General features: G+C 55.9%; 30 protein-coding genes. 23 read left to right on the top strand and 7 right to left on the bottom strand.

The window, feature by feature from the left end; translation table 11 throughout:
• Positions 1 to 138: 138 nt before the first annotated feature.
• Positions 139 to 339: a helix-turn-helix domain-containing protein gene (locus K5845_RS20225; RefSeq protein WP_287959855.1), complete on the top strand. Its 201-nt coding sequence runs from the start codon at positions 139 to 141 to the stop codon at positions 337 to 339.
• Positions 340 to 391: 52 nt separating this feature from the next.
• On the opposite strand, the gene K5845_RS20220 is transcribed toward K5845_RS20225, so the two are convergent.
• From K5845_RS20220 to K5845_RS20190, 7 genes are all read right to left on the bottom strand, one after another.
• A complete protein-coding gene (locus K5845_RS20220; RefSeq protein WP_287959854.1) occupies positions 392 to 946 on the bottom strand; it encodes a recombinase family protein in 555 nt (184 codons plus the stop codon).
• Positions 943 to 1,161, bottom strand: coding sequence for a hypothetical protein (locus tag K5845_RS20215; protein WP_287959853.1), 219 nt, complete (start codon positions 1,159 to 1,161; stop codon positions 943 to 945). The genes K5845_RS20220 and K5845_RS20215 overlap by 4 nt, the downstream gene beginning before the upstream one ends.
• Positions 1,162 to 1,357: 196 nt before the next feature.
• Positions 1,358 to 1,534, bottom strand: coding sequence for a hypothetical protein (locus tag K5845_RS20210; RefSeq protein WP_287959852.1), 177 nt, complete (start codon positions 1,532 to 1,534; stop codon positions 1,358 to 1,360).
• 1 nt (position 1,535) lies between these two features.
• Complete coding sequence (locus K5845_RS20205; RefSeq protein WP_287959851.1) at positions 1,536 to 2,720, bottom strand: hypothetical protein; 1,185 nt, start codon at positions 2,718 to 2,720, stop codon at positions 1,536 to 1,538.
• Entirely contained in the window at positions 2,720 to 3,022 is a 303-nt protein-coding gene (locus tag K5845_RS20200; protein WP_287959850.1) for a hypothetical protein, read from the bottom strand. Before K5845_RS20200 ends, K5845_RS20205 begins: the two co-directional genes overlap by 1 nt.
• On the bottom strand, positions 3,019 to 3,681 hold the full coding sequence (locus K5845_RS20195; RefSeq protein ID WP_287959849.1) for an AAA family ATPase: 663 nt from the start codon (positions 3,679 to 3,681) through the stop codon (positions 3,019 to 3,021). The genes K5845_RS20200 and K5845_RS20195 overlap by 4 nt, the downstream gene beginning before the upstream one ends.
• Positions 3,682 to 3,978: 297 nt before the next feature.
• Positions 3,979 to 4,185: a hypothetical protein gene (locus tag K5845_RS20190; RefSeq protein ID WP_287959848.1), complete on the bottom strand. Its 207-nt coding sequence runs from the start codon at positions 4,183 to 4,185 to the stop codon at positions 3,979 to 3,981.
• 328 nt (positions 4,186 to 4,513) lie between these two features.
• Between K5845_RS20190 and K5845_RS20185 the strand changes: the two genes are divergently transcribed.
• The 22 genes from K5845_RS20185 to K5845_RS20080 all read left to right on the top strand — a co-directional run bounded on the left by K5845_RS20185 (position 4,514) and on the right by K5845_RS20080 (position 20,056).
• Positions 4,514 to 5,155, top strand: a complete 642-nt coding sequence (locus K5845_RS20185; protein WP_287959847.1) for a helix-turn-helix domain-containing protein — start codon at positions 4,514 to 4,516, stop codon at positions 5,153 to 5,155.
• A 551-nt stretch (positions 5,156 to 5,706) separates the two neighbouring features.
• Complete coding sequence (locus tag K5845_RS20180) at positions 5,707 to 5,913, top strand: hypothetical protein (RefSeq protein WP_287959846.1); 207 nt, start codon at positions 5,707 to 5,709, stop codon at positions 5,911 to 5,913.
• A 193-nt stretch (positions 5,914 to 6,106) separates the two neighbouring features.
• A complete protein-coding gene (locus K5845_RS20175) occupies positions 6,107 to 7,255 on the top strand; it encodes a replication initiation protein (protein WP_353736559.1) in 1,149 nt (382 codons plus the stop codon).
• A gap of 1 nt (position 7,256) precedes the next feature.
• Positions 7,257 to 7,544 (top strand): hypothetical protein, encoded by a 288-nt coding sequence (locus K5845_RS20170; RefSeq protein ID WP_287959844.1) that lies wholly within the window; start codon positions 7,257 to 7,259, stop codon positions 7,542 to 7,544.
• A 521-nt stretch (positions 7,545 to 8,065) separates the two neighbouring features.
• On the top strand, positions 8,066 to 8,716 hold the full coding sequence (locus K5845_RS20165) for an HNH endonuclease signature motif containing protein (RefSeq protein WP_287959843.1): 651 nt from the start codon (positions 8,066 to 8,068) through the stop codon (positions 8,714 to 8,716).
• The gene (locus tag K5845_RS20160; RefSeq protein WP_287959842.1) at positions 8,713 to 9,057 is read left to right on the top strand and encodes a hypothetical protein; all 345 of its coding nucleotides are present in this window, start codon (positions 8,713 to 8,715) and stop codon (positions 9,055 to 9,057) included. Before K5845_RS20165 ends, K5845_RS20160 begins: the two co-directional genes overlap by 4 nt.
• Before the next feature lie 7 nt (positions 9,058 to 9,064).
• Entirely contained in the window at positions 9,065 to 9,322 is a 258-nt protein-coding gene (locus K5845_RS20155; RefSeq protein ID WP_287959841.1) for a hypothetical protein, read from the top strand.
• A gap of 5 nt (positions 9,323 to 9,327) precedes the next feature.
• Complete coding sequence (locus K5845_RS20150) at positions 9,328 to 9,816, top strand: hypothetical protein (RefSeq protein WP_287959840.1); 489 nt, start codon at positions 9,328 to 9,330, stop codon at positions 9,814 to 9,816.
• The gene (locus K5845_RS20145) at positions 9,813 to 10,094 is read left to right on the top strand and encodes a hypothetical protein (protein ID WP_287959839.1); all 282 of its coding nucleotides are present in this window, start codon (positions 9,813 to 9,815) and stop codon (positions 10,092 to 10,094) included. The genes K5845_RS20150 and K5845_RS20145 overlap by 4 nt, the downstream gene beginning before the upstream one ends.
• A complete protein-coding gene (locus K5845_RS20140; protein WP_287959838.1) occupies positions 10,094 to 10,375 on the top strand; it encodes a hypothetical protein in 282 nt (93 codons plus the stop codon). Before K5845_RS20145 ends, K5845_RS20140 begins: the two co-directional genes overlap by 1 nt.
• Positions 10,376 to 10,399: 24 nt before the next feature.
• The gene (locus K5845_RS20135; protein ID WP_287959837.1) at positions 10,400 to 10,702 is read left to right on the top strand and encodes a hypothetical protein; all 303 of its coding nucleotides are present in this window, start codon (positions 10,400 to 10,402) and stop codon (positions 10,700 to 10,702) included.
• 1 nt (position 10,703) lies between these two features.
• Entirely contained in the window at positions 10,704 to 10,985 is a 282-nt protein-coding gene (locus K5845_RS20130; RefSeq protein WP_287959836.1) for a hypothetical protein, read from the top strand.
• Positions 10,978 to 12,516 carry a hypothetical protein gene (locus K5845_RS20125; protein WP_287959835.1) on the top strand — a complete coding sequence of 513 codons (1,539 nt, stop codon included), beginning with the start codon at positions 10,978 to 10,980 and terminating at the stop codon, positions 12,514 to 12,516. Before K5845_RS20130 ends, K5845_RS20125 begins: the two co-directional genes overlap by 8 nt.
• 7 nt (positions 12,517 to 12,523) lie before the next feature.
• Positions 12,524 to 12,769: a hypothetical protein gene (locus tag K5845_RS20120; RefSeq protein WP_287959834.1), complete on the top strand. Its 246-nt coding sequence runs from the start codon at positions 12,524 to 12,526 to the stop codon at positions 12,767 to 12,769.
• Between the two features lie 13 nt (positions 12,770 to 12,782).
• Positions 12,783 to 13,034, top strand: coding sequence for a spike base protein, RCAP_Rcc01079 family (locus K5845_RS20115; protein ID WP_287959833.1), 252 nt, complete (start codon positions 12,783 to 12,785; stop codon positions 13,032 to 13,034).
• Positions 13,035 to 13,056: 22 nt separating this feature from the next.
• Entirely contained in the window at positions 13,057 to 15,180 is a 2,124-nt protein-coding gene (locus K5845_RS20110; protein WP_287959832.1) for a portal protein, read from the top strand.
• Positions 15,181 to 15,385: 205 nt separating this feature from the next.
• A complete protein-coding gene (locus K5845_RS20105; protein ID WP_287959831.1) occupies positions 15,386 to 16,258 on the top strand; it encodes a hypothetical protein in 873 nt (290 codons plus the stop codon).
• A gap of 227 nt (positions 16,259 to 16,485) precedes the next feature.
• On the top strand, positions 16,486 to 17,565 hold the full coding sequence (locus tag K5845_RS20100) for a N4-gp56 family major capsid protein (protein WP_287959830.1): 1,080 nt from the start codon (positions 16,486 to 16,488) through the stop codon (positions 17,563 to 17,565).
• 16 nt (positions 17,566 to 17,581) lie between these two features.
• Positions 17,582 to 17,995: a hypothetical protein gene (locus tag K5845_RS20095; RefSeq protein ID WP_287959829.1), complete on the top strand. Its 414-nt coding sequence runs from the start codon at positions 17,582 to 17,584 to the stop codon at positions 17,993 to 17,995.
• A 64-nt stretch (positions 17,996 to 18,059) separates the two neighbouring features.
• Complete coding sequence (locus tag K5845_RS20090; protein WP_287959828.1) at positions 18,060 to 19,445, top strand: glycosyltransferase family protein; 1,386 nt, start codon at positions 18,060 to 18,062, stop codon at positions 19,443 to 19,445.
• Between the two features lie 18 nt (positions 19,446 to 19,463).
• Positions 19,464 to 19,745 carry a hypothetical protein gene (locus K5845_RS20085; protein WP_287959827.1) on the top strand — a complete coding sequence of 94 codons (282 nt, stop codon included), beginning with the start codon at positions 19,464 to 19,466 and terminating at the stop codon, positions 19,743 to 19,745.
• Positions 19,746 to 19,834: 89 nt separating this feature from the next.
• Positions 19,835 to 20,056, top strand: a complete 222-nt coding sequence (locus K5845_RS20080; protein ID WP_287959826.1) for a hypothetical protein — start codon at positions 19,835 to 19,837, stop codon at positions 20,054 to 20,056.
• Positions 20,057 to 20,059 lie beyond the last annotated feature (3 nt).

The following is a 20,059-nucleotide window of genomic DNA, read 5'->3' as shown; positions in this document are numbered from 1 at the left end:
TTCGGTTTACCGCCTCGGCCGTCGCTGATTATGAATATAGCCCAATATTGATCTTAGGTCAAGTGGCTAGATCAAGAAAAGTGCCTTCTTACGCATTTTTTCTTGATCATTGATCATTAATCGTTCTATGATAGCCCCATGAACGACGCAGAACGCTTAGCCAGCATATTAGGCTCGCAGATCAGGGCAGCGCGGGTGCTTGGGGTTACTCCCGAGCACGTCAGCCGTATGGTTAAAGGCCGCAAGGACGTGCCTGAATATGTGACGGTGATTGCGGATTTGTTGGAGCAGACGCCGCGGGGGCAGTGGCCAGCGAGCGTGACAGCGAGGCTTGATTGAGCCAAGGCTAAACAAGTTAGCTATTTTACGAATGTAGGCATATGCAACGGCCTTATGCCGTCGTCTCATTAAGGGCGCGATATACGGTCATTGTCGATTTTGCGCCAATCTCTCGCATGATTTCCGTGGGGCCCATGCCCTGCTCGGCAAGCTCGCGGATCTTCTCAGGATCAAACCGTCGCTTGCTGCCCTTATAGGCGCCATTCTCCTTGGCCCGCTTGATGCCTTCGGCCTGACGTTCCCGTATGCGCTCGCGCTCGAACGTGGCAACGCCCGCCATCATGGTCAACATGAGCTTGGCGGCTGGGCTGTCAGTATTCGCCCACGGCTCGGCAAGGCTCGTGAATTTCACGCCGCGTTCGCCAAGATCGGTGATGATCGTCAGCATATCGAGTGTGTTGCGCGCCAAGCGGTCTAGCTTAGTGACGACGATAACATCGCCCTCGCGCACGAATGCCAGCACCTTTGCCAGCTCCGGACGGTTTCCGGCGTCCTTGCCGGATATTTTCTCTTCATAGATGCGCTCGCATCCGGCCGCCTTAAGCTGGTCCTGCTGGATGTCTAGGCTCTGATCGTCCGTAGAGACACGGCAGTATCCGACTTTCATCCCTGGCGTTTCCTGATCTCGGCGACGACGATATCCGCAGCGATGCAGACAGTTAGGGCAATGAGGCAAATCATCAATTCAGTGCGCTCGAACGCTTTCCATCCCTCGCGGGGGAAGTCGTCCCTTGCCCATGTGTAAAGTGACAAGATTCCAAATCCGCAAGTCACATACATGGCAGCGGTAGCGAGGCCTTCAAAAAATTTCTCAAACGACATGGCGCGCGCCTCCATTATCGACCGTCCTTCGGCGTATAGAGCCGAGTTGAACGGTCAACAATGTATCCGGACTTTTTATATTTGCCACGTCTCTTAGTCTCGATCTGGATTCGCCGTTCTGGCGTCTCTGAGACGGCATCCCATTGGCGTTCGGCCTCGGTCCTTGGGGAGTGTCCATGCTTGGTTTTGCGCTGCATCACTTGGCCCACTCCGCGCACTTAACCTGATCATCGAGGCATACGCGTGCCGTTCCCATGACGAGAAAGCTTGCGCCAATGTACGCGATCAACAGCCACACGCTAACCTTGAGCGCCCAAGCGAAGGCGCTGGCCCATGAAATATCGTGACGGTGGTGGCAGTCGTGACAGGTCATTCTAACCCTCCGCTATCTGGCTGGCTGGTTCGTTGAGTTGCACATTCATTAGGTAAAGTTTATCACCTTCGATCTTCGCCTTAATTCCCGTCACGGCGCAGAACTTAGCCACTGCCTCGGCGTAAACATCAGGATCGACAGGCTTCTTGTTCTGGGCCTTGCATTCGGCGGTGTAACGGACATACCCGAGCCCAAGCTCAACACGAGCGCCCTTCATAGGCTCAAGCACGGCAGCCATTATCGCATGCACTGGCCCAGCCGGGGGTTCGGTGCTTGTCGATACCAGTTGCGGTCTTGGGGGCGTCAGGCGCGTCGGCGCGGACGGCTCCGCAACTACCGCTGCTTGGGGCTGTTCTTCTGAATCTTTAGTGCGTCTTACAACGCGCGGCGTAGCTTCCGGCGCGAGCACTTCCCACGACACGACGCACATGAGAATAATCAGCTCGACGACGGCGGCTAGGCCAAACTGCTGCGCGGTAGCTAGAAAGCTGGCCTCGTTGTCTGGCAAGCGAAACAACTTCGCAATTGCTGTGCCCTGGACGTCTACGGTGACAATCGGGCCAAGGGCGGTGAGTTTGTTGCGCTGCTCTTGCGCGCGGGCCTCAAGGGATAGCGCGCGGTCGGTTGCAGCCTTTGCGGCCGTCGTTTGCGCCAATCGATCATTGGCCGCGCGCTCGTCGGCTTCGCGGTCCCGACAATTCCGACCTCTTTGGCTCGGCTTTCCGTCTGCGCACTCCGCCTTGCGCATGTTCGCCGCGGCCTCCGCCGCAAGCTGGGCCGCTTCTACTGCGGCCGCGTCTGTCTGAACGAATGGGGGCAGCGCGTCGCGCAACTCGGTCAGTCTTTGCAGTTCCGCCTCGGCCGCTCTGATTGCTCTATTCGTGCTAACACGCTCCATCGTCGCTTGATCTGATCTGCCAGCGATAGCTCCAAGTGAGTTGGACAGGTTGAGCATGAGCGCGGCGATCGACACAAACCCCATGCAAAGCGCGGCTACCTTGCTGTGACGCCAAAGCCTGACAGCGACACCATGCCCGAACAAGCCGCCAGCCGCGACGGCACCAAACAGAAACGCCATGATCCAGGCGTCGGCCTCAATGTCGGTGCTCTTGAATCCGTATCGGCCCACGAGTCCTATCACGATCAGGCCGCACATGAAGCCGAATAGGCCAACTGCGATGCGCATTAGGTTTGTCCCCCGTCTACCCCGAGCGCCGCTTTAACGGCGTTTTCCATCCATTCAGCCAACGTCAAACCCTGCTTTTGAGCTGCGGCTTGCGCTTGCTTCTTGAGCCCTGGCGTCGATTTAAAATTGAACTGCTCAGTGCGCCCCGTGGCCCGCAAGGATCTCCCGTCTTTGGCCCTGCTGACTGCTTGGTGCCGCGCTTTTCGACCCTTCCTAGAATTGTCTATTACTGGATGAAAGTTAGCCTTCGCTGCTGCCATATCGAAGACTGGAACATTGTCGTCGCTGCCCTTTGCGGTCATGCCATTCTCCGCCGCTTTTCTTTCGACGTTTTAAGCGTTTCGTCGCCGGCGAGAGTGCGCACTTCAGTCCACAACGAGTCGACCTCTGTCTGAAGCTTCTTGTCGATCTCAGGTCCCGTTTTTCCATTCGTTGCGGCGTTTATGTATGGGAGCCGGTAGCTAATTCGCGTGCCTAGAACCGGCCCGTCGTTGACAAGAGCATTCAATGCCGAAGCGTTTAGATCCTTGAAGCGGGTATCTACTGCGGACATCAGAAAGGCGAACGGCTTTTTGTGCCGTTTGCACATCTCAACAACAGCGTCGACGGCGCCAACATCGAATATTGAGGCGCGGACAGGAACAATGACGCAATCTGCGACAAGGACAGCGTTTTCGATCACGTCCATGTCTAGCGGAGGCGTGTCGATAAACAACCAGTCAAAAGCTCCGCTCTTTTGGATTACCCCTACATCTCGCGTAATGCGCTCTATGTCTTCTTCTAGGTGTGGGTTCTTAGGGCTACCGCGCGTCACATGCCACTGCGCCAAGTTTGCCTGATCGGCATTAAGGTCAATCAGGCAAACGCGCTGCTTATCCTGCACGGCCCGCACGGCAAGCAGAGTTGTTGTTGTCGTCTTTGTGGCGCCACCCTTGGGTGCTGCGATTGTGACAACCTTCATTTTCCTAAGCCCCTTCCCGCGAATCTCTAAACGATAGCGGTTATTCGGCGCGTGTGGCTATCGGTTATCCGTCCTATTATTGATAACTGCTATCTCTTAACATTCAGATAACCGCTAACTCACAGACGACGATATCGGTTATCTCATGCCGTGCAGATAACTGCTATCTACCATTAATAGATAACTGATATCCAACAAAGCACGATATCGGTTATCTACTTCACTCAAGATAACAGCTATCTAACCGTACTTAGTTAGCGGTTATCTTTGTACTGGCTACGCTGAAAAGAGAGGCGTTTACTTACCGTCTTGGCCCGCATCAAACGCGATACCCTCGGCGCGCAGTCCGGCTGCGATCAAGCGGCGGACTGCCTCAGACTTACTTTCAAGCCGATTACCAAACCGATAGTCCGCAATAGCGTCGACCATCGCCTTAGACATGGGGGCAATGATCCGCTCCGTAAGCGGGCCGTCTTCTCGGTTCGATGTATCTGCGCTCGTCATGATTCATAGGTATCATATGCTGTTAACCATCACAAGTGACGCAAGTGCAACAAGTCAAACTTATTCGATGTATGAGCATGGACGCGAATCGTATTAGCGTGACAACCTGTGTATAACTTGTGCGTTGTATGAAGCTTTTCTATACAAGATATTCAGTAGCGTAGCGTCACAAAAAGCAAAAACCCCGCCGTGAGGGCGAGGCAATTGCGAATGATCCCGATACGGGAAGGATGTCTGACAGCTCCCTTCTCTCATAATTCGGGGTGATTCGCAACACGGGAAAGCTGTGTCTGCTCGCCTGCGGCCTGAGAAAAGGAGCGCAATGCCCATGCGCAGCCTAGGCGATCTGCTGGCCGGCTCCCGGCCGGCACCAACACGCGCGCGTCGCTACCGCGCTGAAGCACGGTTCGTTACTGATATCTCGAAACACTGCACGCCACTTGATCGGAACGGACGGGCGAAGCTGATCGCCAAGGCCGAAGCGATCGAGCGGGCCTCAAAGCTTCCCGGTAAGCGATCGGGTGTGCTGGGCCTAACCGGCCTGACTGTCCTTCGCGTGCTGGTGCTGCACTTCGCCAATCGCGGCAACGGTCTATGCAACCCGAGTTACAGCGCAATCCAGAAGCAAACGGGCTTTTGCCGTCAAACGATCTGCAGGGCCTTGCGGAGCTTGGAAGCTGCCGGCCTCTTGATCGTAACGCGGCGCTTGGTGCGTCGTGAGATCGAGCGCAACGGCGTGACGTTCGTCCAGGCAGTGCAGGGCTCGAACCTTTATGCGTTCTGCCTTAGCGCCGTGGTGCCGATCCGCGCGCTCGTTGGATCCTCGAAAAGCTTCCCGAAGCCCAACGCCCTGCTAGCGCTCCTGTTCAACCCGAGTCTACCCGGTAGGGGGAAACATTCCCAAGGCATTCCAATAGGGGCAATCAAAAGGGCCAGTACAAGGGCAATTAAAGGGCCAGTAGCACAATGAGCTAAACGATTCAGAAATAAGGGTTTTCGAGATTGTGAAAATGCGTCCGGTCACAAAAAGGGCCAGCAGAGGGGCAAGAACAAAGGCAAGCAAACGGCAATCAACGCGACAATCGAAATCTACCCCTGTCACCACGTGACAGGCCTATTCCGGCAACCCCTGTCAACTGCTGACAGCCCTATTTCGAGAAATACCCCTGTCAGCATGTGAAAGGGGTGCACGTAATGCCGGGGAAATAATGCCCTGCTTTCCGTGATAGGGTTTCCACCGCAGAAATTCTTTTGAACTGGTCGTGTTAAACCGGACGGGTTGCCCATTTCCATCCGCCCCATATACGGGGCACTTTTCGGAATGCCGTCATTCCGATCCGGAACGGCGTTGTTCCGGTTTCTCGACGAAATTTCTCTGAACCTTGCGCGAAAATTGCCAAAAGCTTTGCAATTTCAAAGAGGCTACCAGCACGAAACGAGCACAAAGCCTGCACGAATTAGCAAGATGTTAAAGAACTGTTGACGTCAAGAACAAAATTACTGTATATTGAAAAAATGCCAATGAGGGAATTGAGCACCGAAAACTCGTTTAACCGCTGGCTCGCTGAGATGGAATTATCCGGCGAGCACGCGGCGACTTTGCTCGGAAAGACGCGCAAGGCAATCTACTATTATGAGATTGGCAAGCGTAACCCTCCGCAGACAACGCGGCTTTTGATGAGTGCGTTAATGGATGGCTATCGGCCGCGTGCGTGGCCCGATAAATGAAAAACCGCCCGGAGTGTTGGGAGCACTCGAAGGCGGTTTTTTTGTTGGTGTCTGAGTTTCTGTTCTCAGTTGCGTAGGTGTTGCGGTCGAAGCGGTGAGACGCTGAGGACCGCCAATTCGGTTTTGCTGAACGTGACCCTAGAGACTCGAAAGGATCAACAATGAAACCCTTAACCGAAGCGGGGCTTCTGATATGAAGTCCTATCAAATTAACGATTCGGCGTCAACGTCGATGTCAACAACGCGGCCGGTATTGCTTGTTGGTCGTGGCACTATAACCTTATCAGATAATAGCCCGTCTGAGCGGCCCTTTGACACTCAGATTTCCGCACCGACAAAGCGAAGCCCAAAAGCGAAGCGCGTGTCGGTCGGTGCGGCCACATCGAGCAAAGCCAAATTCAACGAAAAGAGCCAGAGCAAGGGTTTCCAGCAAAGCGCAGCGTCTTCGTGCGGCAAGCTCAACGCTGATGTTTTTTCTGATCTAATACCGAAGAAACCCTATTGCGCCGATAATCTCGACCACGGGTTGCAAATAAGAAAAAAGTCGGTCGCACTTCAGCGGCGCCACCTTCAGTTGAATGGCCCGGCGTCGTTTCAGTGGATGGTTCACGATATAGACCGGCCGGGCGCCTACTATGCGCATGACGACGCGAATTTGCCTCAGCCGAACGTCATCATGATAAACCCAGCCAACAATCACGCGCATGCGGCCTACCTAATGAAAACGCCTGTCGCGCGGCATAATTTGGCGCGGCTCGAACCGCTTCGTTTTTATGCGGCTGTCGAGCGCGGAATAGTCCGGCGCCTTGAATCTGATCCTTACTATTCTGGGCTTATTGCCAAAAACCCAATTAGCGATCACTGGAGAGTAGAATGGCGTCGCGAAGACCCGTATTCGCTTGGTGAATTAGAGGGGCATCTGTTTGAACGCGACATGCGGCCAGATCCTGCAAAAGAGCGGGCTTTCGGCGCTGGCAGGAATGTGACTGTTTTCGATGAGTTACGCTCTATCGCTTATAGGGAGGTCCGAGGCTATAAATCGCGCGGGGCCGACTATGGGGACTGGCTAACGCGCTGCGTAGAACTCGCTTTGGGCCTGAATAGGCAGTTCCCGGTAGCGATGAATATCGCTGAATGCCGGGCAATCGCGAAGAGCGTCGCTAAGTGGACCTGGACGCATTTCTCAGCTGAAAAGTTTTCAGCGCGCCAGTCCTATCTAGGAAAGCGCGGAATGGCGGTCCGGTGGGCCGGGCATGAAGCTGAAAGCACAACAGAGCCGTGGAAGGCGATTGGCATCAGCCGGCGCACCTACTACCGACGCAAAAAAGAGGGAACACTTTAAAATGTCATACAACTCTAAAGTTCAACTCGCGCGCTTGTATGAGTCCACGAGCAAAAACGGCAATCAGTATTTCCGCGGTCGCATGGGAAGCGCAAACGTTCTGCTTTTGAAATCGAACCAGGTCTCCGATAGCGGCCAAGCAATCTGGAATCTCCTGGTCGAAGAGCCTCAGCAGCGCGTCGACTATCAGAAAACAGCGATTGATCGGGAAGCGTCGACACCAGAGCCGGAAACGGCCTCGGAACGTCCGTATGATCCGGCCGATTTTGGCGATCCGATTCCGTTCTGATGAGCGAGACAATCAAGCGTAAGAGAGCCGCCCAACGAGGCGGCTTTTTCTTTGCCTGATCGCGCGCGTGCCTTATTTGGCCACGTCTGTCACTATTGTTTTCAACAAAAGATATGCGACAAGTTGACGCAGTTCGATCAAAATAATAAAACACAGTTAATTCAAAGCTTTAGATTTTTATAGAGGCATAATCTCATGCTACAAATCGACAAAAAACAAGGCTTTTCCGTATGTTACGCACGGTTTTTGCTTGCTTACTTGAACCTTATCAAGTATATTGACAATAAGGCGACGTTTTGCATTGGCGACAATACGATTCGTTGCTTTGGCAGTTGGAGGGGTCTGACTGTCTTTGCCGCTCAGCACGGCGCGTAGGGGCTCGTGGTGGCGTCGGGGGTTTCAGAAGGGTTTCACCCGGCGCCGCTCAGCTCGTCTGCTGAGGGCCTTGTTCAGTTGCGTTGCGTGGGTCGTGTGAGAGCGACCGTGAAGACCAGTGCAACACATGCTGAGCGAACCAAACGATGAAACTCATAGGACAATTGGCCTTGATAGGCCTGGGGGCCTCGAAGCCCCGAAGGGGAGCGCCCCGCCTGGGCTCGTTCTTCACCCTCATTCCACCAAGCGACGACAAGCCCGAACAATCGAAACCGAAGCGCGGACGCTCTGTCTCAGAGCGCTTTCATGCGCGGGTCGACAAGAGCGGCGGCGATGAAGCCTGCTGGCTCTGGCAAGGATCTCCCGATCCGGGTTCAGGTTACGGTCGGATTCAGAACGGCAAAAAGCACGATATGGCCCACCGTGTGAGCTGGGAACTTCACGTCGGACCAATCCCGCGCGGAAAGAACGTCCTGCACGGCCCTGGCTGCAGCAAGCTTTGTGTGAATCCCGCGCATCTCCGGTGCGGAACGCAGGTCGAGAACATGGCAGACGCGAAGGCCGAAAAGCGACTCGGTCGCCGGCTCACTCCGTCCGAAGCCTGTGCGATCGTGACTGCTGTTCGTGACGGACTGAGCTATGTGGACGTAGCGACGCTGTTCAGCATCTCGCCACAGACCGTTTTCAATGTCAGCAGCGGCCGAACTCACGCCAAGCATACCGGCATCAAGCGCAAATCGCGCCTTCCTCGAAATAGCCGCGGCAAGGTTGAACTTGAACTGAGGGCGGCAGCATGACGGCGGTTGTGAGATGTTTCGCGATAGATGGCTTGGTGCAAATTCCGATCGCATCTTCGGCGCAGTTGGCAACAAACTCGTCGTACGTACTCAAATTTCCGTATTTGGCAAACGAAACGCTATCGGTCGACAGCGCTGTCTCTTCCTCGGAAAGCCTCTCGGCGAATCCTTACACAAGAGCGTTGCGTGTTGAAGTCGATGACGGCGCCGTGGTTCATTTTGAGGTCAGCCCAAAAGGCGCGCCGCTCCGGACCGCAACAACAGACAGTCCGACGCTTGAAGGCAAAGAGCTTCTAACGTTCGGCGCAGGCTGGGTAGTCAGTTTCCTTGAAAAATCATGAGGCACAAATGGCTAAGCGCGTAACAGCAGCAGAGCAGGCAGAGGCACAGCAAGTCGCGAACCCTGACAGCGTGATCGTCGTCAACACCTTCTCGGTGGAGCTCGATATTACATCGGCAATCATTGATGCGGCCAAGGAGAATATTCGGCGGCGTCTCCGCACGCAGCTCATGGAGATCGGCTTTACCGGAACCGAGCCTGGCACCATCGCTGGCTATGTCGAAGATCTGAAAGCGCTCGAATCCATCGAGCCCATTCTGAAGTAACGATCATGGCACGGGCACCGAAAGCACAGAGCAAAAAGCCAGCGAGGGCAAAAAAGCCTGCGGCGAAGCGTGCTGCACCCAAAGTCGAAAAGCCACAAGAGGAGAAACGCGGAAGAGGACGACCGTCAAAGTACGATCCTTCATTCTGCGAACTGGCAATTGAACTCGGCGAACAAGGGAAATCCAAGACGCAAATTGCCTGCGCGATGGGCGTTATTCGAGAAACGCTAGACGATTGGTCTAAAGCGCATCCCGAATTTTCCGTTGCCATACGGTACGCCAAGCAACTCGAACAAGCTTGGTGGGAAGATCGCGGACAACGCGGCATTTCTCTCGGGAAAGACTTCAACGCATCTGCGTTTTGCTTCCAGATGAAAAACAGATTCCGCGAAGATTATCGCGATACTCAGAAAGTCGAGCTATCTGGCGACGCTTCCTTCGCTGCCATGCTTCAGCGTGTTGCTGAAATGAGAACCAAAGGGGCAGCAGCATGAAACGGGATGCAATCCGCGCCGAAGTGAAATCCGCTCTCGATGAATTGGGGTTCCGCGAAGATCAATGCCGTTGGGCGGGTTGCTCTCTTCACATATCGGTAGCGGGCGACATCAAGACAATGCGCTTTCCCGCCGGCATGACGATGCGCCAGCTCATGTTTGAGATTGGGCGCTTGACCGGCTGGGTTGAAATGGCGGCACAGCTTGGAACGGCTGTTGTCGCATCTCCGAAACGCCGCGCAAACGGTCATGCGGCAGAACACATAGGGGCTATGTGATGAGCACCAGCTCTGAAGACATCCTGCTCGTTGGCGATCAATTCTATTTGCCAATGCCTGACGGAACGCAGCGCCGCGCGGAAGTCATTCGCATAGATGAGCAGACGTTCACGGTGAAGTTCTACAAACCTAACGGCGTCGGCCCGTACATCTGCGAATTGCCACATGGGAAATTCCCGGGTCGACCACTGGTCCGCATGTTCGGCGAAGACGATCGGGCCGGACGCCACCAAAGTTATTGGAAAACGCATCCAGATTTTACGGGGAAATACGACGATTAATCGAGGCTAACAGAGGGAACGGCAATGACTGAAAGTTCAGAGGAACGTCAGAAAAGAAAGTTGGAAATATCAGAGGCGGCGGCAAATGCCTTCCTGGTATCAAGCGGGGAAAAGGCCAGGAAAGTAACGGTCGAACTTATGGACCACTGGACGCTTTTAGAATTTTGCGTAACCCCAGTGCTGGGCTCGACGGGTTCATTTTTTGCACGGTCAACACTCACAATTGATAAAAAAACTGCGTTAGTTCTCGGCGATGCTTTCGGTGATTTGTGGCGCCGCGGCTGCTTGGTTCTTGATGCGAAACCTAAAGAAGATGGGGTGGGTTAAGATGACGCCGACAGAAACCGAACCGGCCAAAGTGATCCCGTTCCAAAAGCCTCAGAACTTCTACGCAGACGAAAACGGTTATGCGCTGAGCCCATTTGTGTCGACGGCTAGAGCGATTGGTGATCTGCGCCGAATCCTTGAGCCAGCACGCAAGTTAACGGCTGCCGACGCGCGGCAAATGCTGGCCATCCTCACGAAGCTTGAAAACAACCACGTCGGCAAGGTGCCTCTGCCTCCGGACGATTACGTGTCTCGCTACGACTTCGGGAGACGCGATGCTTGATGCAGCGACAGCTAAGGACCTTGAAGCGCTGGACGAGCACTGGCTTGCCCTGCACGACAATCCTTGGCTGTTTGCGACTGGCGTCTTGGGTTTCCTTCCTTACAATGAGGAAGACGCCGCACTCACGCCGCAAGAGTTTAAGAAAAAGCACGGCGCTGATGCGGTGATGCTTGAACAGTGGCAAGACGAGTTTCTGCGTCCTGAGAACTTCTTCACGGACTCAAACGGCAAGCCGACCGATAACCCGCGGCACTCGGTGCGATCCGGACATGGTGTCGGCAAGGGCACAACGATAGCCATCTTGGCGCTGTGGTTCGTCTCGACGCACTGGGACGCGAAAGCGGTCCTGACGGCCAACTCGCAAGATCAGCTCCGCGATAACAACTGGCCCGAGATCAAAAAGTGGTGGCGACAAATGCCGCCGCATCTTCGCGATAACATCACGGTCGACGAAGAGCGCATGTATATCAAGGGCCATCGCGATATGGTCTTCGTAACGCGGCGCACGGCCTCAAGGCACAACACAGAAGCGCTACAGGGCATCCATGCGTCTTGGGTGCTTTATCTTTGCGACGAGGCCAGCGGCATTTTCGAGACAGTGTTTGAAGTCGCTCAGGGCTCGCTTTCAACGCCTGGCGCTATGGCTTGCCTGTTCTCAAACCCCACACGCCGCGTTGGCTTTTTCCACGACACGCACAACAAGCCTGCGGTTATGGAGCGCTGGAAGCGCTGGCATGTGAACTGTGAAGACGTGCCGCGTGCCCGCCATCACATCGACGATGTTATCGCGACTTACGGGAAGGACTCGAACAAATACCGGGTCCGCGTCCTGGGCGAGTTTCCAAAGTCTGACGACGACACGGTTATTCCGCTTGAACTCGTCGAGGCGGCGAAGGGCAGAAATGTCGTCGCGGTTCCGGTGTGGCCTGTGTGGGGTCTCGACGTGGCTCGCTTTGGTGATGACCGAACGTGTCTCGCCAAGCGTCAAGGCAACATCCTGTTAGAGCCGATCACGACCTGGAAGAACCTGAAGGAAACGCAGATCGCCGGGCGCATTATCGATATGTACCGGCATACGCCGAACGACATGAAGCCCAAAGAAATCTGCATCGACGTCATTGGGTATGGCGCCGGCGTCAAAGACATTCTCGAAGAGCCTGGCTCACCTGTTCAGCACATCATTACCGGCGTGAATGTCGCTGAAACCGAAGCGATCAAGCCTGAAAACTTCCGATTGCGCGACGATCTCTGGTGGTCTGGCCGCGAATGGTTCGAGGCAAAGGACTGCCGGATTCCGAAGGAAGGCTGTGACGGCCTGATCCGAGAATTGACCGTCGTAACGTATGACTTCACGGCATCCGGCAAGCGTCTGGTGATGCCGAAAAAAGACATGAAAAAGGAACTCGGCTATTCGCCCGACGAAGCCGACGCGTTCCTGCACACATTCAAGGCTGGCGTCTATCCGCGCGAACCGGAGCGCCATCGACGCTACACACCACCAAGACGCAATCGAGATCCCTGGGCATCGTGAGGCACACATGAGCATGGCAGATGTGAAGCGGTCATTTTCGGCGGGGCTCGGTGGCAGCGGAGTGGCTTTGACCGGTGCAACGTTGACGTATGAACGCAACGACGACCAGGACCGGACAGACCAGCGTTTGAATTTCACGGTTACGAAGCCGGACGGGGCTTCGACACTGATCACAGAGTTGATTGACGGGCGCGATCCCGTTTCAGCAGCTCGTCTTATCGCAGAACAGTTTGTCGCGTCACTGACGGAATGAGGGAATAGGAACAATGGCACAACGCGGCATGCTGGTTGCTCAGCAGTCTTTCGGAAAAGCACGCGCAATCACAAAGAGCGATGCGACGGTCTATAGCCCGCCGCTTGATGCGTTTGTCGTCGGCGCAGATGGCAACGTGGTGATTGTCGACAACACGGGAACGTCCGTCACAATCCCGGCGATTGCCGGCCACGTGTATCACATCACAGCGTCTCAGATTCTCGATGCCTCCACGGCAACGGGGATTACCGGCCTCAACTGGTAAGGGCGCTCGGGAGGGTACGGCTATGGCACAGATTGAAGCGGGCGAGCGCTTGGCGAATGCGGAAGCGGTCAGCGAACTTGACAGCGAAGGGCTGTACCTGGCGCTTGAGACGTGGTTCCGCGAAGACAAAGAGCACAGCGAAGAGTGGCGGGACAACGCCAAAAAGAACTTCGACTTCGTCGCGAATGAAATGTGGCAGGACGCCACAAAACGCAAGATGGAAGACGAGGGCCGGGTTGCGATCTCATGGAACCAGACGGCTCCGCTTATCAACGCTGTGTCTGGTATCGAGGTGAACACGCGTCATGAAATCACGTATCTGCCGCGCGGCGTCGAAGAGGGCGACATTATCGCCAACGAGTCTTTGACGCAGGCCTCGCAGTGGATGGGTGACGGCTGCAACGCCAAGCGCAACGAAAGCTCTGCATTCACCAACTCTCTTATGTGCGGCATGGGCTGGACTGAAGAGCGTATGGACTATGAAGAGGATCCAGACGGTAAATACATCGAAGAGAATATCGATCCTCTCGAATGCTACTGGGATTGCGCGTCTCGGCAGATGAACCTTGCCGATAGCCGGCGGCGCTGGCGGGCTCGGCGGATTGCGCTTGTCGACGCGCGGGCGAAGTTTCCGGACTTCTCCGATGACGACCTTGACTGCTCCTGGGTGACAAACGTACCGAACAAGGCACCGAAGACGGTCGAAGAGCGACGCATGAAGCTCGACAATTCATCGCGGTCGACGCGCAACGGTATGGTGACGATTGTTCAATGCCAGTGGTGGGAGCGCGAGAAGTATTACCGGGTGGCGAAGCCGGATTCCGATCAGGTGTCGGACATTTCCGAAGGTGAGTTTAAAACGCTGCAGAAGCGGCTAAAAGACCTTGAGAAGCAAACCGGTCAGTCTGCCGAACTGACGTACACGGAAGCGACGCGCAAGGTTTATAAGCAGGCCTTTATCGGACGTCGAGTGCTCAAGGTTGGACCGTGCCCGCGCAAGAACGGTTTTACGCTCAATTGCATCACCGGCAAGCTTCACCACACGAAGCGGATTTGGCTGGGTCTCGTCGACGCTCTTAAAGAGCCGCAGATGATGCTCAACAAGTGGCTGTCTCAGTCAACGCACATCATCAACGCGACGGCCAAGGGCGGTGTCATTGCCGAAGCCGATGCGTTTGACGATATCCGCGAAGCCCAAGAGACGTGGGCCTCTCCGGATGCGATTACCATCGTCAAGAAAGAGGCGATTTCGCGGGGCAAGATCATGGCGAAGCCTGGTGTTGGTCTTGCAGGTCCGTACTTCCAGCTTATCCAAATGGCAATGGATGCCCTGCCGCGTGTTACCGGCATCAACATGGAACTGTTGGGCCTTCGGGACGCGCAGCAAGCGGGCGTGCTCGAAGCTCAGCGCAAGCAAGCCGCAATGACGATCCTGGCGACCTGGTTCGATAGTCTCGCAGGATTCCGTGTCGAGGTCGGCCGGACGCGGCTTTATTTCATCCAGAACTATCTCGCAGACGGCCGATTGATCCGCATTCTTGGTGAGAATGGCGGCTACAAAGCCTTGCGCTTGATGAAGGATCGCGTCGTCGGCGAATACGATGTCATTGTTGACGAAGCGCCGCGGTCGCCGAACCAGAAAGAAGCAACTTGGGCGATTATCGAGCGCATGATGAGCCTGCCGGTCGTGCAACAGATGATGACGCCGGAAGTTGCGGTCACGCTGTTGAAATACTCGCCACTGCCTTCGCAACTCGTCGAAGCCTTTGAGAAGATGCTGGCCCAGCCCAATCCGGAGGCGGATAAGGCACGTCAAATTGAAGAGCGTGGGCGCTTGGTCGAGATCGATAAGGATTCAGCGTCAGCAATGAAGGATCGGGCACAAGCCGACAAGCTGAAAGCCGACACGGTTCTGAGCCTCGCGCAAGCAGCGAATGAGCAGGCGCAGGCCGCAGCGACGTCGTTCATGCCGACAGCGCCACAGCAACCGCAGTTTGGCGCGCCGGTCGAAGAGTTTGCAGTGACGCCGATCGGATCAAACACACGACAATTACAAGGGCCGCCAGAGCTTCCAACGTCACCAGAAGAGGCTATGGCTCTCGCGGCAATGATGGATCAAGGAGGGGTCGATGGGACCGGAATTTGAGAGCGAACTGACGGAAGCCGAAAAGCGGTATTTTCAATCCGGCGGATCGGACACGGAAGGCTTGGAGCTTGAAGATACGTCGGAAGTCGTAACACCAAGCGATCCGGTGGAGCCGCAAAGCGAACCCGCGCCTGAACAGCAGGTGCAGCAGCCTGCCGCATCGTCGCTTGATGATGACGATGACGACGATTTTTCCGGGGATGGATTGCCGGAGGGCATCCGCGTTGTTCAAGGCAAGGACGGTCGGCCACGGTTTCAGGGCCCTGACGGCAAGTTCGTCAAGATGGTTCCGCATGGGGCGTTGCACAAGACGCGCGAGCGCCTGAAGGAAGAGAAGCGGGCGCGTGCGGAAATTCAGGAGAAATGGGCGCGCGGCGAAGAGCGCTTAAACATTCTGAACGAAGCGTTCAACGGTGGTGGCCAGACACAGCAGACCGGCGCAACGCAGCAAAAGCCGGACGACCCGTTCAGCGAAGAGCCGATCGATCCCGGTCAAGATATCTTCGGGGCCTATGAGCAGTTGCAGCGCCAGAACAAAGCGTTGTTTGACCGCTTTTCGAGCACGCAGACACAGCAACAGACGCGCGAGTATGCGACGCATCTTATGCAGGCGTACCATGCGGACACGGAGGCGTTTAAGGCAAGGGAACCGCAATATGATGATGCGGTGCGCCATGTGGTCAACGTGCGTATAGCGCAATTGAAGGCGATGGGAATCACCGATCCCGCGCAAATCAATCAGACCATCCAGCAAGAAGAATCGGATTTGGCCGTTAGAGCTCTTACGAGCAAAAAGTCTGCGGCTGCGATGTTTTTTGAAATGGCAAAAGCGCTCGGGTTTCAGCCAACAGCGCAAAACGGAAACGTGAATCAGAACAATGGGAAAAATCCGGCAGTTGAGAAAATAGAACAAATCAACCGCGGCAAACAGGCGGCCGATACTTTGTCAAATGCTGGCGGAAGCGCTAACGAAGGGTTGACGATTGAGCGTTTAGCGAATATGACTGATGACGAGTTCGCAGCAGCGCGTGCATCAATGCCGAAAGCTCAATTTGAGCGACTGATGGGCAAAGTTTAAGGCGGATACCCCTCCACCGCCACGCCCACAAACAAACCCTCCAAAACTTGTGTTGACGTGCGTCGTCCGCCCTACGCATGGGCCGATTATGGCGCGTTAAGCCATTACGGGATGCCCTCCGCAAACGGGCAGCGGCCAACGCGCTCGCCGCACTCCCCCTGAGCCGTTCCGCTGGCGCCGCGATACCGCGCGATTCATCACCGGAACAGAAACATAGGGGGATTCCCATGTCTTATGGGTCCTTTGGCGTAAATGACGCCAACGCGGTTAAGCTCTGGTCGAAATTCATGGCCGAAGCAGAGCGGGAATCGCTCGAAATCGCACCGCTCATCGGCGACGATGATAACGCGATCATTCATCAGAAAGTGGAAACGGAGAAAGGCCCCGGCGACGCCGTCACCTTTAATCTGCGCGCTCGCCCGCAAGAAGACGGCTTTACCGAAAGCGAAACGGCTGAAGGCAATGGCGAAGCACTCTCCATTTTCTCCGACAAGCTTCTTATCAACGAATTGGGCCACGTCATGGCGGCCCCGTCCGAAAACACGATCGATCAGCAGCGTGTTCCGTTTAATCTGCGGGCACAGTGCAAAAACGGTCTTGCCGATTGGTGGTCTGATCGCAAGTCCGTGACGTTCTTCAATCAGGTTTGTGGGTTCACGCCTCAGACAAATACGAAATACACGGGCTTGAATGGCGTCACGGCTCCAGCGGCGGGGTCCGGCTTTACCCGTCAGATCTGGCAGGGGTCTGCGACTGACGACCAGACCCTATCGAGCAACGACCCGTTCACAGTCTCGATGATTGATCGCGCCGTTGAAGTGGCCCGCACGGGCAACTCAATCGTTCGCCCGGTCAACGTCGGCGGCAAGAAAAAGCATGTGGCTTACCTTAGTGAAGGCCAGGTCACTGCCCTGCGGACTGATGCCACGAACGGCCGCTGGAACGACATCACCAAGTACGCGTATTCCGGCGTCGATGTCAGCAAAAACCCGATCTATGACGGCTCGCTTGGCGAGTGGAACAACGTCATTCTGCGGCGTTCGCAGGACGTGACACGCGGTGTTCACAGTGGCACGGGGGCTGTTGATTCAGAATCGCGGCGCGCGGTTCTCCTGGGTGCTCAGGCGGCCGGCATTGCCTTCGGCATGAAGCAGAACGGCCCCAATAAGTATCGCTGGAACGAAGAGCTTCTGGACCACAAGCGAAAGCTTGAGTGCTCGGCGTGGGCAATCTGGGGCCTGAAGAAGACCGTCTTCAACGGCACGGATTACGGCGTCGTTGTGATGTCCACCTATTCGGCGACCTAATCGGAGGGCTAGCACAATGGCGACGAATACTGTTGGCACCAACGCTCGGGAATATCCTCAGCAAATGGTGCATTACCTGCGCAAGTCGGTGGCGTTCGATACGAACGGCATCGCAACCGGCGTCAAGATGGGCACCATTCCTGTTGGTGCTCAAATCCTCAACCTGACGGCCAACGTTTCGACGGGGTTCAACTCCGCCGGCACGAACCGTCTGGTTGTTGGGACCAACTCCACGTCGTTCAACAATATTGCCACGTCCACGACGCTCGCCGCGTCGACGGCCGGGGCGAAGGTGTCGACGATCGGCGGCGCTCTGTCCTTCACGCAGGACACTGACGTTTACGTGAAATACACGGCCGCCACAGGCACCGCAGCAGATGCGGGCGCCGCAACGCTGGTGTTGTCCTACGTACCTGACAACGATGGGTGACGCGACTGGGGCAGGGGGCTTCGGCCCCCTTTCCTCTAACGGGGAAACGTGAGGCTAGAGGCTAATGGCAGAACGTCACCACTATAAGAGCGCCGGACCCGAATATGGGTTTCGCGAAGACCTGCAACCCTATCACGTCATGATCGCGACGCCGACAAGCCGGGGGCTTTGCACGTCGTACACAATGAGCCTGGTTGCGACGATCGAGAAGCTACTGCGCGAGGGCATTCGGTTTGATTTTCATGTCCTCGACGGCGATTGCCACGTCGATGATGCGCGCAACAAGACGCTGGCGGACTTCCTAGAAACGGACTGCACCGATCTCATGTTCATTGACAGCGACATGGGCTGGTATCCGCAGGACTTGGTTCGACTGCTCAAGGCTCCTGGCGACATCGTTGCGGGAACGTACCGGCACAAGAACGACCGCGAAACATATCCCTTTCATCCAGGCGTTGATTGCGCGCGTTCAGCGAACGAACACGGCCTGTTTGAAATGCCGAAGCTTGCGACGGGCTTCATGCGCATTCGTCGGCATGTGGTCGAAGCCTTGCACAAGGACGAAGTCGACCGCGGCCGGTCCTGGTTCGATCTCAAAGAGCACCATCTTGCCGGAAAGAAACCGATAGCGAAGATTGTGGAGCGTGGCTTTGCCTCAGAGCTTGGCCTGAGCGAATTTTCAGGGGATCTCAGCGAACATCACTCCGGGGATTATGTCCTTTGCCTGAAGGCGCGGCGGCTCGGGTTCAAATGCTTCGCTGACATTGAATTTACGATGCAGCACTGCGGCGAAAACCGCTGGACGGGCAATCTTGGCAATTTCCTTCGCAAGCAACAGGGCGTCGACCATCCGGCCTTCGTGGCGACGGTGGACGCAATCAAGGGCGGTGATGACAGCCTGAAGGCGTTTGAACGGCTCTATGAGAACTATGGTACGAAGGAATGGCCATTGCTGCCGGCGGCCCTGCACGAGCTCTACCATGCAGCCAAGAACGGGAGCGGCGATGTACTCGAAACGGGTTCGGGGCTCTCAACGGTGGTGCTCGGCCTTGCGCTGGCCGGGACCGGGCGCAGGGTTCACGCACTTGAACACGATTTGCTTTATCTCGAAGCGACGGCGCGGCATGTCGAGCGGTACGGCCTGGAAGCGGTAACGCTCCACTATGCGCCGCTTTTTCCGTTTGATGGCTTCCGCTGGTACGGCATCGACGAAAGCCAGCTTCCGAGTGAGTTCGGCCTGGCTCTGATTGACGGACCTCCGCACCGATATGGACGCGACGGGGTGTTCAAGATCCTGGGCGATCACATCAAGGGCGCAACGCTTCTGATCGACGACGCAGAGCGCGAAAACTTCGACCTTCCTGACTACTCAGTGACGATGCGAAAGGGCGACCGGCCATATTGGCTGGCGGTGCCGCGTTCGGTGATGGCTGGAAGCTCTGCGGCTTAATTCGAGGCTCTGCAATGGATGGACGAGCTATTTGGGGATGGGATGGGGCGGACGTTTCCGACCTCGACGGCGCTTTCGATGCTTATGCGGCTCGAACGCATCGAAACGACGATCGGCTACCACGATCAGCGGATATCGAGAATGGAACGTCACCACGATCACACGGCACGCGGCGGGCGGGCAGATATCGATTGGAACGCGGTTTTGAAGCTTATAACCGCTCTGATCCTCCTCGCCCTCGGCGCGTTCGGCGTCCTCACATGGCCCGAAGCAACAAGCGCGGTTACTGGCCTCGTGTGAGGAAGGTCGCGGACGTACTGCTGACAGCCTCGCTGTTCGTTGTGTCTCTCGTCTGGGTGGTTCGCATTGTGATCACGGGGGCCTGACCGATGAACCAGACCATGCACCTCGTCATAACCATCTGCAGCATTCTTCGGGCTCCTGAATGTCACACGGAGCGCCTGACGTTCTTTGTCGACAACCTGACGCCCTATGCCTGCTTCCACACGGGGCAAGCAGAGATCGCGAAGTGGTCAACGTACCGATTGAAGCCTGACGAACGCATTGCGCGCTGGCGCTGCGAACGTCCGAAGCTGTCAGCAAAGGCTTGATCC

The organism is Filomicrobium sp., assembly GCF_025698805.1.
In the GTDB taxonomy this organism is placed as follows: domain Bacteria; phylum Pseudomonadota; class Alphaproteobacteria; order Rhizobiales; family Hyphomicrobiaceae; genus Filomicrobium; species Filomicrobium insigne.
This window is presented reverse-complemented; position numbering and strand designations above follow the sequence as displayed.

Bases quoted from the DNA above. Each gene is read 5' to 3' on its own strand.
- K5845_RS20120 (WP_287959834.1), top strand. From the start codon at position 12,524: ATGAGCATGGCAGATGTGAAGCGGTCATTTTCGGCGGGGCTCGGTGGC.
- K5845_RS20175 (WP_353736559.1), top strand. From the start codon at position 6,107: ATGAAGTCCTATCAAATTAACGATTCGGCGTCAACGTCGATGTCAACA.
- K5845_RS20130 (WP_287959836.1), top strand. From the start codon at position 10,704: ATGACGCCGACAGAAACCGAACCGGCCAAAGTGATCCCGTTCCAAAAG.
- K5845_RS20095 (WP_287959829.1), top strand. From the start codon at position 17,582: ATGGCGACGAATACTGTTGGCACCAACGCTCGGGAATATCCTCAGCAA.
- K5845_RS20210 (WP_287959852.1), bottom strand. From the start codon at position 1,534: ATGACCTGTCACGACTGCCACCACCGTCACGATATTTCATGGGCCAGC.
- K5845_RS20150 (WP_287959840.1), top strand. From the start codon at position 9,328: ATGGCACGGGCACCGAAAGCACAGAGCAAAAAGCCAGCGAGGGCAAAA.
- K5845_RS20140 (WP_287959838.1), top strand. From the start codon at position 10,094: ATGAGCACCAGCTCTGAAGACATCCTGCTCGTTGGCGATCAATTCTAT.
- K5845_RS20185 (WP_287959847.1), top strand. From the start codon at position 4,514: ATGCGCAGCCTAGGCGATCTGCTGGCCGGCTCCCGGCCGGCACCAACA.
- K5845_RS20190 (WP_287959848.1), bottom strand. From the start codon at position 4,185: ATGACGAGCGCAGATACATCGAACCGAGAAGACGGCCCGCTTACGGAG.
- K5845_RS20090 (WP_287959828.1), top strand. From the start codon at position 18,060: ATGGCAGAACGTCACCACTATAAGAGCGCCGGACCCGAATATGGGTTT.
- K5845_RS20155 (WP_287959841.1), top strand. From the start codon at position 9,065: ATGGCTAAGCGCGTAACAGCAGCAGAGCAGGCAGAGGCACAGCAAGTC.
- K5845_RS20165 (WP_287959843.1), top strand. From the start codon at position 8,066: ATGAAACTCATAGGACAATTGGCCTTGATAGGCCTGGGGGCCTCGAAG.
- K5845_RS20180 (WP_287959846.1), top strand. From the start codon at position 5,707: ATGAGGGAATTGAGCACCGAAAACTCGTTTAACCGCTGGCTCGCTGAG.
- K5845_RS20215 (WP_287959853.1), bottom strand. From the start codon at position 1,161: ATGTCGTTTGAGAAATTTTTTGAAGGCCTCGCTACCGCTGCCATGTAT.
- K5845_RS20100 (WP_287959830.1), top strand. From the start codon at position 16,486: ATGTCTTATGGGTCCTTTGGCGTAAATGACGCCAACGCGGTTAAGCTC.
- K5845_RS20115 (WP_287959833.1), top strand. From the start codon at position 12,783: ATGGCACAACGCGGCATGCTGGTTGCTCAGCAGTCTTTCGGAAAAGCA.
- K5845_RS20135 (WP_287959837.1), top strand. From the start codon at position 10,400: ATGACTGAAAGTTCAGAGGAACGTCAGAAAAGAAAGTTGGAAATATCA.
- K5845_RS20220 (WP_287959854.1), bottom strand. From the start codon at position 946: ATGAAAGTCGGATACTGCCGTGTCTCTACGGACGATCAGAGCCTAGAC.
- K5845_RS20200 (WP_287959850.1), bottom strand. From the start codon at position 3,022: ATGACCGCAAAGGGCAGCGACGACAATGTTCCAGTCTTCGATATGGCA.
- K5845_RS20145 (WP_287959839.1), top strand. From the start codon at position 9,813: ATGAAACGGGATGCAATCCGCGCCGAAGTGAAATCCGCTCTCGATGAA.
- K5845_RS20195 (WP_287959849.1), bottom strand. From the start codon at position 3,681: ATGAAGGTTGTCACAATCGCAGCACCCAAGGGTGGCGCCACAAAGACG.
- K5845_RS20085 (WP_287959827.1), top strand. From the start codon at position 19,464: ATGGACGAGCTATTTGGGGATGGGATGGGGCGGACGTTTCCGACCTCG.
- K5845_RS20125 (WP_287959835.1), top strand. From the start codon at position 10,978: ATGCTTGATGCAGCGACAGCTAAGGACCTTGAAGCGCTGGACGAGCAC.
- K5845_RS20110 (WP_287959832.1), top strand. From the start codon at position 13,057: ATGGCACAGATTGAAGCGGGCGAGCGCTTGGCGAATGCGGAAGCGGTC.
- K5845_RS20170 (WP_287959844.1), top strand. From the start codon at position 7,257: ATGTCATACAACTCTAAAGTTCAACTCGCGCGCTTGTATGAGTCCACG.
- K5845_RS20080 (WP_287959826.1), top strand. From the start codon at position 19,835: ATGAACCAGACCATGCACCTCGTCATAACCATCTGCAGCATTCTTCGG.
- K5845_RS20205 (WP_287959851.1), bottom strand. From the start codon at position 2,720: ATGCGCATCGCAGTTGGCCTATTCGGCTTCATGTGCGGCCTGATCGTG.
- K5845_RS20160 (WP_287959842.1), top strand. From the start codon at position 8,713: ATGACGGCGGTTGTGAGATGTTTCGCGATAGATGGCTTGGTGCAAATT.
- K5845_RS20225 (WP_287959855.1), top strand. From the start codon at position 139: ATGAACGACGCAGAACGCTTAGCCAGCATATTAGGCTCGCAGATCAGG.